This window comes from Rothia sp. HMSC064F07 (genome assembly GCF_001837265.1).
GTDB classification, from domain to species: domain Bacteria; phylum Actinomycetota; class Actinomycetes; order Actinomycetales; family Micrococcaceae; genus Rothia; species Rothia mucilaginosa.
Genome location: NZ_KV831928.1, coordinates 5,954 through 22,188 on the forward strand (window position 1 = coordinate 5,954; position 16,235 = coordinate 22,188).

Genomic DNA, 16,235 nt, shown 5'->3' on the forward strand with positions numbered 1-16,235 from the left:
GAGCTGCCTGCAACCAGTCCTTACGCGGATGTGGCACCGAGCGACCCGGACTACACCGCGTACATTTGGGCTCGTCAGAAGGGCATTACGTTCGGCTGGGCGGACGGCAAGTTCCACCCGGAGGCGAACCTTTCGGCGCGTTCGACGTTGGCGTTCCTGTACAGGTACCAGCGGATGATTGCTCCGGCTCCTGCGCTGGAGTCGAGCAGTTTGCCGTCTTCGTCTGTGCCCAAGAACAGTAGCGTGCCGGGTGATTCTCCGGTCCGGATTTCGCGTTCGCATTGGTCTGATTATGAGCGTACGGATACTGCATTCTGGCGGGAGTCGCTGTGGGCTACTCAGCAGTTCATCTGGGGTTATAAGGATTATGATCGCCGCTACGCTGAGGATTTCAGCTCGGATACTGTTTCCTCTTCGGAGTTCTCGGTCATGCTGTACCGTATGACGCACGGCGGCAGTCGTCTTGGTTAGTTTCGGTGCGTGAGGGGGGCTGGCGGGCTGTGTTCTTCGAGTCGTTGTGCCGCAGGCTCAGCAGCTAGATCAGTCCCGTCCCTAGCATCCTTTACAGGCACCGGCGAGGGGAATCGGGAGCGTTACCCGATGGGAATCTTCCCATGAGCAGCGCCCCGGTTTCCCGACCCTTGATTCGCTCAACTTTTTCGCTCACTTCACTTATTCACGCTTCACCTGTTCATTCGCTTCACTCACCGTACAGTTTTTTGTAGATGGGATAATGATGTCTTCATTCTTCACACCACGAGACGCCCCGCGCCACCCGGCGAGCGCCCGCGCGCTCAGCCTGTCGTTGCTGCTGGGTTTAAGCCCGCTTGCCGGTATTACTCCGGCGGCGCTCGCAACACCGACCCAGGCGGCACCTGAGCAGCAGGCGCAACCGGCCCAGGCGACCCCCGCCTCCCCCGCTGCAGCTTTGAACCAGCGCCAGGCAGAAAACCAGCAGATTCCTGCGGCTCAGGGCGAGCAGACCAGTTCGCTACCGACTTTGCGTGTCACCAGTGGCACGTTAAAAATTGAGACTGGAGGCACGGTGCATGTTGAGGGCACCGGCTTCACTCCCGAGTTCTTGGCGCATCATGAGCTGCGTAGCCTCATTATTGCGCCCAAGGGTTCCTCGACCTATGTCGGTCCTTACCATGAACCGGCGTACCAAGGGCCACGCTTTGATGTTCCGAGGCTTTCAGCAGACGGGACTTTCAGCGCCGACTTGGAAGTATCCTCCAACGGCATCCCTGCGGGCATGGAGTACGAAGTTATTTTGACCTACCGCCCGCTAGATGACGCGCACCCCTATCAGTGGAGCACTGAGGATCGTATTCGCACAGCACTCGCCGTGACGAGTAATTTCCCGCAGTCTGTTTTGCCTTCTATTACCTATGATGTGGATTCTATTTCTGAGGAGCAGATTAATTCCGGAAAACCGATTGAAATCAATATGACGGGTTCGGGTTTTGACGGGATGAATAAGCTAAGTTTTACTCTTGTGGAAATCAACCCGAATAATCCTGAAAGTTATCATCGTTATTTAGATTTCGAGGATTTAGTTCCTGCAGATTCTCCGTACTTGAAGCGTGTTTTTCATGACCTAATTCCTAACGGTCATTTTCAGCGTAAGATTACGATTCCTGCCGGTTTTTTAAAGCCTGGTAAGGGGTATTATCTGAGCGTGGTTGGATCTTATCCCTCCGGGGTTGATTCTTCTCCTTTCGGCATTAACGCTATATCGCGCGATTTCCCCTTCATTCCTGTGGGTAAGAACCCCGCGAAAATGCCTTACCAGAGCAATACGTACCGCAATACCCTTCCGAAGGTTTCACTGTCTCCTCAGACCGTTGACCCGTACCATGCAGGGAAATATAAAGTTATTATTTCTAACATTTCCCCGGAAGTTGATTTGGGGTATTACGTCAAGTCCGTCGACATTTATAGTAAAACCGCTCGAAAGACTATCGTCAAAATTACTGACATTCCTTACTTTGATCATGACATTATTGTTGTCCGTAACCCTGACGGTACCCGCACCGTAGAACTTGAAATTGACTCTGCAGTCATCAAGGAGTTGCAGAATGTGTACCTTGGTTCTGAGGCAGAGCTGAGGGTAGCTTTCTCAGATTCTCTTTATGAGAAGGGTAGTCACATTTTTACGGTCACTGCGCCCGTGCAGCTGGCTGCTCCTCCGACCCCGATAAATCCTCCCGCATCTGATGAAGTGCGTTTGAGTGTCACCTCGGGCACCCTCAATATTTCTGAGGGCGGTACTGTCTCTGTGACGACTGCACCGCTGAGTGCTGAGTTCCGCAAGAAGTACACGTTCTTCGAGTTCGGCATTGTGGAGCGAGGGAAGAACTACGAGTGGTCAAGCTACGGCAGTAAGCTACCTGAAGCCCAGTACGGTAAGAGAGTCGCTACCCTTCGAGATCAGGGGAAGGTTCATGAAAACCCTGATGGAAGCGTTACGTTTACCTTTGATGTTCGCAAGCAAATCTTTGACGTCCCCGAGGGCACGCTCTTCGATGTCGTGTTGACGTTCTACCCGTCTGATGAAGCTGAGCCGGATTTGCGTTGGGACTCGACAGACCACCGTCTTACAGCACGAGCTTCTCTGCCGGTAGTGCGTGACCCTGAGCCGGTTCAGCCGACGTACCGTTACAGTCTCTCGGCAATTGACAAGCCGTGGCAGGATACGACTCTGACGGTTGAGGGTTATCATATCCTCAGTCCTCATGCGGTAGGCGGTCATGAATCGGTTGCATACCTCACCCTCTACGAGGCTGACCCGGCCACCGGAAAGATTATGGGACGCCCTGTTTTCTCCGACATCATTCCGCTGACAGAGTGCGGACAACTTTGCGGCGGATTCCATAATCGTTACTTCAGCACGGAGATGACAATTCCGGCGGGTACGTTGAAGCCGGGCAGGCTCTACATGATTGGCATCTACGGTTCTAATCTGCCTCGTCCTGGCGAAGAGGAGTACAGCGGTAGCCTACTGACCAGTGTCGCTGAGTTCCTTCCCGTGCGGTCTACGCAGCCTAACCCTGACCAGCCTGTAGCGCGTCCGGACTTGTACATTCTGAATAAGCGCATCAGCCCGTACGAGGAGATGAATACCCTCACCGCGCGTATCTCGAATCTTCCGAAGCTTACCGATGGTCATTACCGTTTCTCGGTTCAGGCAACGGATGATTCTGGCGAGCCAACCGGCGAGAAGGCCCTGGAACAGGTCATTCCTGCTGAGCACCTTCAGAATGGTTCTACGGATGAGAAGCTGAATATTCCCGGTAGCGCGCTGAATTATGAGGGGTCTTACAGGGTTGTTCTGGAAAAGGTAACCCCCGGCAAGGATGGCGCCGCGGACACGGTCGAGCAGGTCACTTCTGAGGGCCTTGAGCTCTTTGTAAGCTACACTGCGGAGCGGGAAGCGGCTGTTGAGTGGGTTAAGCAGCAGGCTCTTCTGGATGAGCATAAGGCTGTGCTGAGTCGCCGCGATGTCACGGTGGCGCTGTACCGTCTTGCGGGCGCACCTCATGTTGAGCTGCCTGCAACCAGTCCTTACGCGGATGTAACCCCGGACGATCCGAACTATGCCGCGATTGTGTGGGCTCGTCAGAAGGGTATTACGTTCGGTTGGGTCGATGGTAAGTTCCACCCGGAAGCGAACCTTTCGATTGCCTCGACGGTGGCATTCCTGTACAGGTACCAACGAGCGCTAACCCCTGCGTCTTCGCCGGAGTCGAGCAGTTTGCCGTCTTCGTCTGTACCGAAGAGCGATACGTCAGATAGCAGTAATGTACCGGAGGAGTCTCCCACACGGGATTCACGTTCGCGGGTGCACTGGCCCGAGTATGAGCGTATGGACACTGCGTTCTGGAGGGAATCGCTGTGGGCTACCCAGCAGATTATCTGGGGATACGCAGAATATTATCGAGGCCACGGTGAGAATTTCAGCTCGGATACTGTTTCCTCTTCGGAGTTCTCGGTCATGCTGTACCGCATGGCGCACGGCGGCAGCCACCTCAAGTAGTTGCCCTGAAATAGTTATTCCTGAAGTAGCTATTTGAGAGTCGCCTCCTGCGGCCACGCAGCCTGATGCTGTGTTGCTTTACAATCGGTGATGGCGGGCTGAAATTTTCGGGCTGATTCGCCCGGCTTTTCAGCCCGCCAGCACTTTCGCTAAGACGAACTGTGCACCCCCTTTTCTACTCAACTTTTCGTTCCTTTTCACCGTTCGTTTCTCCCCTTCCACTCAACGTTTTCCCTCACTCGCTTCAATCACCTCGCAAAAAACCACTGTGCAGAAAGCCACCGTGCCGAAAGCACAGTGCAGAACATTAGATGGGATAACCGTGTCTTCTTTCTTCCGACCAACCACAGCTCAGGGTGCTAAGACGCCCACCTTAAAAGCCCCTGCCCAAAATGCCCGCACTCTAAAGACTCAGGGCAAGAAGGCAATCAGCCTCTCCCTGTTGCTGGGCATGACCCCGGCGCTGGCGGTCACCCCTGCTGTGCATGCTGATGCGGCACCGGCGAAACCCGCACAGACTGCTCAAGCGGCCCCTGTTCAGGTAGGCGCCGCAACCACTAGCGCCAGCGATGCCAACAAGATTGATTTGAAGGTCACCACCGGCACTCTCAATATTTCTCAGGGTGGCACGGTGTCCGTGACGACTTCCCCGTTGACCCCCGAGTTCCGTAAGAAGTACAAGCTCTTCCAGTTCGGTCTCGTGAACCGTGGTACCGGTTACGAGTGGTCCCGTACCGGCGAGGCAACCCAATATCCTCTGCACCGCGGCAAGGTTGATCATCTTCGAGATGACGGTATCGTCCACGACAACCCGGACGGGAGCCTCACCTTCACCTTTGAGGTCAAGAAGCAGACCATCCCGGCTACCCCTTCGCCTGCCCTTGACGTGGTGCTGACCTACTACCCGGCGGGCGAGCGCGAGCCGAACGCCGATGAGTATGAGGACCCCCGCCTTACTGCCCGCACTCCTCTCAGCCTGACTCAGGACCCTGAGCCGGATCATACTACTTACGTGTACAGCATGCCGGCGGTCGATAACCCCTGGGTTGATACGCAGCTGACGATTGAGGGCTACCATATTCTCTCTAAGCAGCTTGTTGAGCCGGGGAGTGCCCCGGCGTATCTGATGCTGTATGAGGTTGACCCCGCCACGGGGTTGATGGTGGGCAAGCCCGTTTTCACGCATGCAGTTCGTTATACGGATTGCGGTGAATACTATTGCTGGAGCTTCCTCAACAACTATTTCTCTGCTGATGTGACAATTCCTGCGGGCACTTTGCAGCCGGGTAAGTCGTACATGATTGGTGTCTACAGCGGCCTCTTCCCGAATCCGGATGAGGAGAAGGTACCCGGTAGCCTTTTGACGGATGTTGCCCCGTTTATTCCGGTGCGCTCGCCCAACTCGAACACCGAGGTGAAGGATGCCGCCCCGGTTCTGCGCGTTGAGCCGCAGCAGATGGACCAATATCGTTCTGATTCACCGCAAGTGAGCCCCTATTGGGAGAAGAACACGTTGCAGGTGCGTGCCGTGAATCTGCCGAAGCTCACTGAGGGCCATTACCGCTTCTCGCTACAGGCTACGGATGCTTCTGGCAATCTGACCGGTCAGAAGGCGCTGGAGCAGGATATTGCGGCTGACCGCATCCAGAGCGGTTACACGGAGGCAACGCTCACTATTCCCGGTGAGGCGCTGAATTATCAGGGCGGTTACAAGCTGGTTGTGGAGAAGGTTCTTCCCGGTCAGGGTGGTGCCGCGGATTCTGTGCAGCAGGTTGTTTCTACTGACCTTGGTTTGGTGGTGAACGCGTTTGAGGAGCGTGAGGCTGCGAAGAGGTGGTACAAGGCTCAGCAGCTTCCCAAGTCAGATTCCTATTCTTCTGAGAATTTGACGCGCCGTGATCTGACGGTGGCTCTCTATATGCTGGCGGGTTCCCCGAAGGTTGAGCTTCCGGCAACCAGCCCGTATCCGGATGTTCAGCCCAACGACCCGGACTACGCCGCATATATTTGGGCTCGACAGAAGGGCATTACGTTCGGTTGGATTGATGGTAATTTCCACCCGGATGCGAAGGTTTACGATTCTTCGGCGGTGGCGTTCCTGTATAGATATCAGAGGGCGCAGGGTAAGGTTCCTGCGGCGAAACCTCGTCCTGTTTCTTCGGCGTCAAAGAAGAGTAGCCTGCCGGGTGGTTCTTCTGAACGTGGGTGGAATACTGTTCTCGGCTGGCATTACTCGTTCCATAAGGAGTCCCAGTGGGCGATTGATCAGCACATTTGGGGTTATATCAGCGAACAGTCTACCTATGAGGCGTATGGGCAGTCGTTTATTGGGCACACAGAACTCGCTACGATGCTGTACCGTATGGAGCACGGCGGCAGTCGTCTCAGGTAGCGCCTCTCCGTGGTGTTAGCCATTCTGGTTGGCTTTCGTCAAATAGGCGACTTTATGGCTCTGTTTATGTGCCATTTTTATTGTGGGTGACTTTTATGTTGCCTTACCCACCGCATTGTGAATATTCTCAACCTGCAGAGGTTGCATAGGTGCGAATTTTTCGAATGCGGTGGGTTTTTTACGCTTTCTTTTTTGTACAGTGACCAGTGTTTGTGCTTATCAGCACACTATTTAGGCATATTTTCCACGTCATGCACATACTTTTTAAAGCTATACTTCACCTTAAGACATGCGATAAAACACACAGGCATTTTTCGCACTGATGACCTTTCAGGTTCCAGCACGTCTTAACTATTTGCTACGGTGTTTATGCGCACCACACTCGATGCGTGACACCGATAAAAACTGATTGGATAACAATGTCCTCACTTCCCAACCACATGCGCTTTGCGCTACCCAAAAATGTGGCCAAGAGCAGCTGCGCCATCACCCTGGCTGGCGCTATGCTCTTGCCTCTCTCCCCCGCGTTTGCCGCACCTGCTACTCCGGTAGCAACCCAGGCTGTTGAACAGGGCGAGGCTCAGGGTGCTCAGCGTCTGCAGGTTACCTCCGGCACTTTTGATATTCTCAAGGGCGGCAACGTGACGGTTAGCGGCTCCGGTTTCTCCAAGGACTTCGTTGCAGGCAAGTCGTTCCGCCTGTACGTTGTTCCGAAGGGTGAAAGCGTCGCTTTCCCGCCGCACCACCCGCGTGATTACCCCTTCTATGTTCAGGATGTTCCCGCGTCCGCTTTTGCGGCTGACGGCACCGTGAACCTGACCGCTTCTATCGGCGCTAACTATCTGGAGGCCAATGGCTCGTCCTTCGATGTTGTGCTCGGTTACCGCGATGACGCTGAAGACGGCTGGATTCCTGCGGATGAGGTTCGTACTGAACTGAAGGTTGCGGATGTTCCCGCCGTTGATTCCCCGACCCTGTCGTACAGCGCTTCGTCGGTGAATGCTTCTGAGAACGCTAAGGTCACTGTGAACGGTGCTGGTTTCCAGAATATTTCGTACAACGGTAGCGAGTCGCTGATTGTTGCGGTTCGTGCGGTTGATCCGGCGACCGGTAAGGCGACCGGCCCCGCACTGGCTCAGTCGGAGGCTAAGTTCACCTCCTACTCTGCTTTCTTTGGTCAGTACATGGGTTACACCAACGGCCGTTTCTCGACTGTTCTGGACATCCCGGCGGGCACCCTGAAGTCCGGCAACTCCTATGTTGTGCAGACTTTCGAGTTCAACGTTCCGGAAGATAACGATGAGGCGAACAGCCAGGCGCTGAGCACTCAGGCGTTTGTTCCGGTGAACGGTGAGAACGTTAAGAAGGAGTCTCCTTCGGTTTCTTTGAGCACTGACAAGGTGGATCTGAGCTCTTCGACCACTATCCGTGTGAAGGGTAAGGATTTCGACGTCCCCGCTGGTGCTACCGTGAATGTGCTGTTCTCGGCTGCTGAGGCTGACGGCAACCCGACCGGTGAGGCTCTGGATAGCATCACTCTGAACGCTGACCGTGTGGCGACCGGCGCGTTTGAGACGACCGTTAACGTTGACGGCACCAAGCTGGATGAGGATAGCCACTACGCTATTTTTGTAACCATCAACTACGCCGATGGTCAGCGTGAGCGCATCGCGGCTGATTACCTGACCCTGACCGGTGAGTCTGCGAACAAGAAGGCTCGTGAGCGTTTCGCTGATGTTCCGGTTGCTCACGCGAACCACAAGGCTGTTCTGTGGGCTGCTGATCAGAAGCTGATTGATTCTCGCGAGAAGGATTGGTTCGGCGTTAATGATGATGCGACCCGCGGCGAGCTGACTGTTGCACTGTACCGTATGGCTGGTTCCCCGAAGGTTGATCTGCCGGCTACTAGCCCGTACCCGGATGTGAAGGCCGATGACCCGAACTACGCTGCGTACATTTGGGCTCGTCAGAAGGGTATTACTTTCGGCTGGTCTGATGGTAAGTTCCACGCGAATGCGTCTGTGTCTAACGCTACTGTTGCGGCGTTCCTGTACCGTTTTGATGGTAAGAAGTCGGTTGCTGCGACTGAGGCGCCGTACACCGATGTAAAGGTCGGCTCTGCGTTCTACCGTGAGATTACTTGGGCTAAGCAGCAGAAGCTGCAGGTTTTCCCGGGCTCTGAGTACCACCCGTCTGCGCTGGTGAGCCGTGGTGAGCTGGCTGGTTTCTTGATGAACTACAAGGTCCGCTAGGGTTTTGCTAGTTCACTGGGTTTAGCTTCTAGGTTCTAGAGATTATGCCGGGCTGGCGGCGATGAAACGTTGGTTTTATCCCGCCGGCCCGGCTTTCTGTGTCTCCTGCAGGGCGTTTATGAGGTGCCTGCAAGGTATCTGTAGGGGCGCGTGCGGGACTGTCGCCCGGTGCTGTTCCGCGGTTTTTCGAGGTATTTTTGCCGGCTAACACGCTAATGTGGGCTGTACCGCATGTGGGGCGCGCCTCATGCGGTACCCGCTATTGGGCGGATTTTTGGGGTGCTCTACTCCCCTTTTTTAAGAATGTTCTGTGGAGTGTAAATTAATATTTTTCAAGCTGTGGTTTATGCTTAGGACTGTTGCGCCCCCTTGGTGCGCACCCTTATCCGGCTGGGTGCGTAGAACTAGAGGGAGCCCATCACACACCGATACATCAACCACATTGAGGATTTATGTCCCAGGATTTTAAGCAGTCGACTGATACTGCCCATAATTCTTCTGCACCTCTGCTGGCACCGGAGGGCACCCCCGAGGCTTCTTCTCAGGCTGAGTCGAAGAAGCGTAAGCGCCGCCGTATTGAGCTGGCTGTTGGCGCTGTGGCGCTGGCGGGTGTTTTGTATCTGCCGTTCTCACCTCTTTTCTCTTTTTATGATCCGTCGGAGGCGCGTCTTTCTTCGGCGGATACTGCTGCGCCGGCGACCGCTTCGGCGATTTCTACTTCTGCTCTGGTGTCGAGTTCTTCGACCCAGGGCCCGAAGATTCTGCATCCGTCCGTGACCGCGCCGGATGCGAATACTATTTTTGCTGATGCCCCTGAGGATTCTGCGTACTATGCGGGTATCCGTTGGGCTGTTCGTACCCAGACGATGGAGCCGGTTTCTGAGGACCATTTTGGTGCTGAGGATCCGGTGACTCGTGGCGAGTTGATCACCATGTTCTATAAGCTGGCGGGTTCGCCGGCGGTGACTCGTCCGGAGCATTCGCCGTATGCGGATGTTGATGAATCTGACCCGAACTATGATGCGTACCTGTGGGCGCGTCAGGAGCGTATTACGTCTGGTTGGGTTGATGGTAAGTTCCATGCGGAGGCGCGCTTGTCGAATGCTTCTGCTGCGGCTTTGTTGTACCGTGCTGATGGTGCGCAGAAGATTCAGATGTCGGGTACTTCCCCGTTTAGCGATGTTTCGTCTGCGACTCCGTTCTACCGTCAGATTGTGTGGGCGTCTCGCCATGGCGTGTCGACGGTGTCTGAGGGTAATGCTTTTGAGCCGACGGCTCAGACCTCTCGTGGTCGTGTTGCGATGATGATGTACCTGTACTTCCGCACTTCCTAGTTTTCGCCCTTCCTCGTTTCACGCTTCGTTTTAGTGCTTGGTTAGTGTATTTGGCGGCCCCGTACTCCCGTTTGAGGGGTGCGGGGCCGCTCGTATTTTGAGGACTGTGCGCGGGGTTGCCTGGGGTTGGGTTTCCTGTGCGCAGCATCATGCACGCAGTGAAATATTTCGGAAGGTTCAAGTTTTTCTTGAGTAACGTACCAATTTCTACTTGAAGGTTTGTTAGGGTGAGAGTGTTTCCTGAACCGATGGGGACACTCAACCACTTCTCATTGGGTTGGCGCAGATTCGACGGATATTTCTCATTCCTATTTAGAACCTGCATCGGCGCAATGGACATGACCGATAAGGAATGTTTATGTCCGCTCTTCCGAACTCTAAGTCTTCACTCCTGTATGCAACTCGCAGCTGCAGTGCACTGGCGCTGGCGGGTGCGATTATTCTGCCGGTGACTCCGGCGCTTGCCCAGAATGCTACTGCAGATATTCCTACAGCGGCTGGTTCTCAGTCGGGTGATCGCGTCCGTGAGAATCCCACTGATACTTCTGATGAGTTCAATCCTCACTTGAGCTACAACGCATTGAAGAACACTGATGAGGATCAGGTTCTGGACTTCTGGGGTTGGGGTTTTGAGGGTGATTTTAACTCCCCGAAGGGTGTTCAGGTTGTTGTGCGAGAGGTGGGTTTGAACTCTCCGGTTCTGGTGGTTAGCGACATCGTTGAATATAACCACGAGAAGCTGCCTTTCGCTTACCAGAGCGGCTACATCCACGGTACGGCGAAGATTCCGGCAAACACCCTGGATAAAGAAAAGGATTATGTTATCGAGGTGTGGGGTAACAACGGCTATGAAGATGGCAAGCTCATTACCCCTGTCGTGGGTCAGGCGCCTGAGGGCCGCGGCACTCTGCTTGCTACCCAGGAGCTGAATTTCGAAGGCGCTGACGGCACGACAGCATCGGATATTCCGGGTAAGACCCCGCAGAAGGTTACGTTCAGGTACCGGTACGACGGCGATGATTGGTACCTGTACACCGCTGAGGGCGGCACCATCCACATGAAGGGTTGGGGCTACACCAAGGAGTGGCGTGAGAAGCACGGCAAAGTAGTGTTTTACATTGCTACTTCTCGGGGTGTTCCTGACGACGGTGATTTCCTGCCTGCTAAGGATGTGTTGCTCCGTTTTGAGGAGGGTAAAGACTTCACCATTGCTGAAAACGGCACCCTGAATGCTCAGTTGAGGGTCAAGCCCGGTGAGCTGCAGAACTACTACGAGCCTCGCGTCCCCTTCCCCGGTGCTCCGAGTTACGAGAAGCGTTACGAGGTGAATTATGAGATTGGTATGTTTACCGAGAAACAGGGTCAGCCCCCGCTGACCCTTGATGATCTGCGGGCTGGCAAGAACGTGCTGTTTCATAGTGCGCTGTACACTCAGGCGTTCCGACCCAGCCCGTTTGCTCCCAAGGTGGAGTACAAGGCTCTGGGTGATACTACCGCTGATCAGAACATTTACTTCTTGGGTACCGGCTTCTACGGCAAGTTTAACTTCTCCAGGGGTGTTCAGTATGTGATTCGTGAGAAGGGCTCAAACACCCCGGTTCTGGCGACGAGCGACATTTTTGAGTATAACCACCCTAACCATATTTCTGAGTTCAAGAACGGCAAGGTACGCGGCGTCGTGAAGGTTCCGGCGAATACTCTGGATCCGGCAAAGAAGTACGTGGTGGAGGTGTGGACTAACAACGGCTACAAGAACGGCGAGAATGCCGGCCCTGTTGTGGGCAAGGCACCTGAGGGTCGCAGTGAGCTGTTGGCTTCTCAGGACCTGAACTTCAAGGGGTCTGACGCTGATGAGGGTAAGCAGCCCAGCCTGACTGATGAGCAGCGTAAGGAACGCGCTACCCGCGGCGAGCTGACGGCGGCTCTGTACGCTCAGGCTGGTAGCCCCAAGGTGAACCTCCCGGTAGTCTCCCCCTGGCCGGATGTAAAGACCACCGACCCGAACTACGCCGCCTACGTGTGGGCTCGTCAGAAGGGCATTACTTTCGGCTGGTCTGATGGTAAGTTCCACGCGGAGGCAAGCATCTCGAACGCTACGGTTGCGGCATTCACCTACCGTGCGGCGGGTTCCCCTACCCTTGATCATGACTGGCACTCGTACACTGATCTGACCCCGGATTCTGCGTTCTTCCGTGAGATTGTGTGGGCTGGTCAGAACAAGGTTGCGCTGAGCACCAGCGGCACGTTTGACCCCAAGCATACGGTGACTCGCGGTGAGCTGGAGGTTCTGATGATGGCTTTCTAGGTTCGCTAAGATAGCCATCTGAATAACCCCGTGTTCCCGAATGGTTTTTCTGTTTGGGAGCACGGGGTTCTGTTTTTCGAAGTTCAGCATGCTGGGTTCTTAGCGGCTGGTCAACCTGGGAAAACCCTCAGAACCTTCAAGTCTCTCTTGAGTGTTCCTGACATCTGTTCAACCCTTTGCTAGGGTGAGAGTGTCCCCTGAATCGACGGGGATATTCGACCATTTCTCATTGGGTTGGCGCAGATTCGACAAAGATTCCTCACCACCTTTTAGAAACTGCATCGGCGCGATGGGTTCGACCGATAAGGAATGATTATGTCCGCTCTTCCGAATTTCAAGGCTTCGTCCTTCTTCCGTGCAGCACGGGGTTGCGGTGCATTGGCGTTGGCTGGCGCGATGGTTCTGCCGATGTCTCCTGCGATTGCTCAGAATGTTGTTGCGGATGCTCCTGCGGCGGCTGTTGCTGGTTCCCTGCCGGATCATCGCGTCCGCGAGAATCCTGTTGCTACTTCTGATGAGTTCGCTCCTCATTGGAGCTACAACGCTTTGAAGGATACCGGTAACGATCAGGTTCTGAACTTCTCTGGTTGGGGTTTTAAGGGTGATATTAACTCCCCGAAGGGTGTTCAGATTGTTGTGCGTGAGAAGGGCTCGAACACCCCCGTCCTGGCTATCAGCGACATTATCGAGTACAACGACCCCGAGTATTCGTCCCAGTACCAGCATGGACTCCTCAACGGTAACGTTAAGATTCCCGCTAACACCCTGGATACGGCGAAGCAGTACACCGTTGAGGTGTGGGGCAACAACGGCTACGAGGGCGACGAGTTCATTACCCCTGTCGTAGGTAAGGCACCCGAGGGCCGCGGCACCCTGCTCGCTTCTCAGGCGCTGAACTTCAATGGTTCTGATGGTTCGCAGGCTGCGGATGTTCCGGGCGCTAAGGCCACCCAGGAGTCTACCCCGACGTTCGAGGTTCTGTACGACGGCAAGGCTCAGCTGCTGTACACCTCCGAGGGCGGCGCCGTTCACGTGAAGGGTTCGGGTTTCACGAAGGAATGGCGTGAGAAGCACGGCAACGTAGCAGTTTATATTGCCGCTTCTCAGGGCGTTCCCGATGGTAGCCTTCTGCCCGCTGATGGTACGCCGCTCCGTTTTGAGGAGGGCAAGGACTTCACCATTGCCGAGGATGGCACCCTGGATGCTCAGCTGACCGTCAAGCCGGGCGCGCTGCTGAACTACTACGAGCCTCGCAACTACTTCCCCGGTATCCCGCGTTACGAGGTGCGTTACGAGGTTGACCTGGTTGCTGAGAAGCAGGGCGACTCCCAGCTGACGGTTAAGGACCTGTGGGCTGGTAAGAACGTGGTGCAACGTATTGCGGTGCAGACTCAGGCGTACCGCCCTGAGAAGTTTGCTCCCAAGGTGGAGTACAAGGCTCTGGGCGACACCACCGCGGATCAGGATATTTACTTCTCGGGTACCGGCTTCTACGGTGAGATTGCTTCCCCCAAGGGTGTTCAGTATGTAATCCGTGAGAAGGGTTCGAACACCCCGGTTCTGGCAACCAGTGACCTTATTGAGTACAACCACCACGACCGAGCCTTTGAGTTCGTGAACGGTGAGCTGTCCGGTAGCGTCAAGGTCCCGGCGAACACTCTGGATCCGGCGAAGAAGTACGTCGTGGAGGTGTGGGGTAACAACGGTTACGAGGACGGCGAGTTTGTCGCTCCCGTGGTGGGTAAGGCACCCGAGAGCCGCGGTACTCTGCTGGCTTCTCAGGACCTGAATTTTAAGGGTTCTGATGCGTCCAACACTGATGATAAGAAGCCTAGTCTGACCGATGAGCAGCGCAAGGAACGCGCTACCCGCGGCGAGCTGGCGGTGGCTCTGTACCTTCAGGCTGGCGCGCCCGAGGTGAAGCTGCCTGAGACGTCTCCCTGGCCGGATGTGAAGACTGACGACCCGAACTACGCTGCGTACATTTGGGTTCGTGAGAAGGGCATCAGCTACGGCTGGTCGGACGGCAAGTTCCACGCGGACGCTGGTATTTCGAACGCTACCGTTGCGGCGTTTACTTACCGTGCGGCGGGTTCTCCTGCGGTGACGGGTAATTCCCCCTACGTGGATGTTAAGCCTGGTGCTCCGTTCTATCGTGAGATTCTGTGGGCGAGCCAGAATTTGCCTACTGTGTACGGTGGTCACTATTTCATTCCTAAGCAGTTGCTGACTCGCGGCCACCTGGAAACTGTTCTGACTGCTTTCCAGTCTCGATAAGCTGGCCCGCTAAACTGGCTCTGCTTGTCGACACTAGTCGCACGAGTAACCCCGTGTTCCCGAATGGTTTTCTATTCGGGAGCGCGGGGTTCTGTTTTCGGGGTTTAGTTTGCTGAGTTTAGCGTGCTGGGTTCTCAGTTCTTAGTGGCTGGTCAACCTGTGAAAACCCTCAGAACCTTCAAGTCCCCATTGAGTGTTTCCTGACATCTGTTCAACCCTTTGATAGGGTGAAAATGTCCCCGAAACCGATGGGGATATTCGACCACTTTTCTCATTGGGTTGGCGCAGATTCGACGGAGATTTCTCACCCCAGAAGCCCTATGAAACTGTATTATCCCGATGGGTACGACCCGTAAGGATGATGTATGTCCTCGCTTCCGAACTCTAAGTCTTCTTTCCTCCGTGCGGCGCAGGGTTGCGGCGCACTGGTGCTGGCTGGCGCTATGGTTCTGCCGATGACTCCGGCACTCGCCCAGGATGCGGCACCTGTGGCTAATGCACCGGCGGCGAATGCTGTAACTCCCAAGCCGGCTGCTCAGGACGCAGCGGCACAGCCGACGTACTCCGCTGATTATGACGGTATTCTGTACACCGGCGAGAGTGGCACAGTGACTCTGAATGGTACCGGTTTCACCAAGCAGTGGCGCGAGCAGCACGGCACCGTTGTCTTCTACATTGCTGCTACGAAGGACCGCCCCGGTAACGCTGAGCCTTCCATGTCAATGCTCCGTTTTGAAGAGGGTAAGGACTTCACCATTGCCGATGATGGCACTTTTGAGGCAAAGCTGACCATCAATGCCAAGGCTCTGGAGAGTTTCTACACTCCCATCGATTATTTCCCGGGTATCACCCTGGACGAGGTGCGTTACGAGACGGGTATTTTGACCGAGGCTAAGGGCCAGCCCCAGTCGAGCATTGAGGATATTTGGGCTCGCAAGAACGTTATCGCCCACAATCCGATGTACACCCGCGCTTACCATCCTGAGGTCATGGCACCTAAGTTGAAGTACGATGCGCTGAAGGACACCACGAAGGATCAGGAGCTACTGGTCCAGGGTGAGGGTTTCGTTGGGGAGGAGTTGCCTGGCCGCGAGGGTGCCATGTACGTGATTCGTGAGAAGGGCACCGGCACGCCCGTCCTGGCGATGAGCGATATGAAGTCTTACTATGAGAGTCCCGATGGCGTAACCCGCCTGGAGGGAGGCACTCTTTACCGCACCATCAAGATCCCCGCAAACACCCTGAATTCGTCTAAGCAGTACGTCATTGAGGCGTGGAGCGACTACGACTACGACCTCACCAAGAAGGACAGGCCCCTCATCACCCCGATTGTGGGTTTGGCGCCGGAGCACCGCGGTGTTCTTATGGGCCGTCAGGATCTGAAGTTTGAGGGTGTTCAGGACTTCGCGGATGCTACTGCGCCCAAGCGAGAATACAAGACCCTGACTTCGAAGCTCACCTACCAGGAGCAGCAGCAGCGCGCTACTCGCGGCGAGTTGACTGCTGCACTGTACGCTCAGGCTGGTAGCCCCAAGGTGAACCTCCCTAAGACCTCCCCCTGGCCCGATGTGAAGACCACCGACCCGAACTACCCCGCCTACGTGTGGGCTCGTCAGAAGGGTATTACTTTCGGCTG

Annotated in this window: 8 protein-coding genes; all 8 read left to right on the top strand. The window is 55.2% G+C overall.

Going from position 1 to position 16,235, the window contains the following annotated elements; all coding sequences use genetic code 11:
• The coding region (locus tag HMPREF2712_RS09200; protein WP_246828701.1) for an S-layer homology domain-containing protein at positions 1-471 on the top strand (471 nt) is incomplete at its 5' end.
• Positions 472-733: 262 nt separating this feature from the next.
• Entirely contained in the window at positions 734-4,039 is a 3,306-nt protein-coding gene (locus HMPREF2712_RS07895; RefSeq protein ID WP_070819709.1) for an S-layer homology domain-containing protein, read from the top strand.
• A 322-nt stretch (positions 4,040-4,361) separates the two neighbouring features.
• Positions 4,362-6,431, top strand: coding sequence for an S-layer homology domain-containing protein (locus HMPREF2712_RS07900; RefSeq protein WP_168167388.1), 2,070 nt, complete (start codon positions 4,362-4,364; stop codon positions 6,429-6,431).
• A 419-nt stretch (positions 6,432-6,850) separates the two neighbouring features.
• A complete protein-coding gene (locus HMPREF2712_RS07905; protein ID WP_070819711.1) occupies positions 6,851-8,683 on the top strand; it encodes an S-layer homology domain-containing protein in 1,833 nt (610 codons plus the stop codon).
• A gap of 452 nt (positions 8,684-9,135) precedes the next feature.
• The gene (locus HMPREF2712_RS07910; protein ID WP_070819712.1) at positions 9,136-10,017 is read left to right on the top strand and encodes an S-layer homology domain-containing protein; all 882 of its coding nucleotides are present in this window, start codon (positions 9,136-9,138) and stop codon (positions 10,015-10,017) included.
• Between the two features lie 358 nt (positions 10,018-10,375).
• A complete protein-coding gene (locus HMPREF2712_RS07915) occupies positions 10,376-12,322 on the top strand; it encodes a gluconolactonase (protein ID WP_070819713.1) in 1,947 nt (648 codons plus the stop codon).
• A 315-nt stretch (positions 12,323-12,637) separates the two neighbouring features.
• Entirely contained in the window at positions 12,638-14,599 is a 1,962-nt protein-coding gene (locus HMPREF2712_RS07920) for a gluconolactonase (protein ID WP_070819714.1), read from the top strand.
• 365 nt (positions 14,600-14,964) lie between these two features.
• A partial coding sequence (locus HMPREF2712_RS07925) for a peptidase (protein WP_070819715.1) occupies positions 14,965-16,235 on the top strand: 1,271 nt, incomplete at its 3' end.